Origin of the sequence: Robertmurraya korlensis, assembly GCF_023715225.1 — a bacterium.
Classification (GTDB): Bacteria; Bacillota; Bacilli; order Bacillales; family Cytobacillaceae; genus Robertmurraya_A.
The window spans coordinates 1-436 of the sequence record NZ_JAMBNS010000122.1 but is presented as its reverse complement, the minus strand read 5'-3'; the positions used below and the strand labels follow the sequence as shown (position 1 = coordinate 436).

The following is a 436-nucleotide window of genomic DNA, read 5'->3' as shown; positions in this document are numbered from 1 at the left end:
GGCTCACACAGCGCACAGTCAATACACTCATCAGGATGGATGACCAAAAAATTCGGACCTTCATAGAAACAGTCCACAGGACAGACTTCAACGCAGTCAGTATATTTACAACGAACACAGTTATCAGTAACGACGAAAGTCATGGCGGTGGCTACCTTTTTTTAGTTGCACAAATGTTAAAAGCATAAAAAATACAATCGTATTATTTTAGCGCGTTACGCTTTTTTTAACAATTCCTTTAATGAATAAATAAATTCTAACGCCTGTTTCGGCGTCAGCTCGTCAGGGTTTAGGGCTGTTAGTTGCTGAGTAAGTTTGTATTCATCAGTTTTCAACGTTTGATAATCAGCCGCTGCACTCTGCAAATCCAGACCCATTTGTTTCTCGTCTTCTGATGGATAGGGTAAAGGATGGTTTGGCAAACTTTTTTGTTCAC

The 436-nt window shown here is 39.9% G+C and carries 2 protein-coding genes; one reads left to right on the top strand and one right to left on the bottom strand.

The window, feature by feature from the left end:
• The coding region (locus M3175_RS26075) for a hypothetical protein (protein ID WP_251524613.1) at window positions 1-188 on the top strand (188 nt) is incomplete at its 5' end.
• 27 nt (window positions 189-215) lie between these two features.
• Here M3175_RS26075 and M3175_RS26070 read toward each other — a convergent pair.
• Window positions 216-436, bottom strand: a 221-nt coding sequence (locus M3175_RS26070) for a MutS family DNA mismatch repair protein (RefSeq protein WP_251524612.1), incomplete at its 5' end; no start/stop codon positions are given.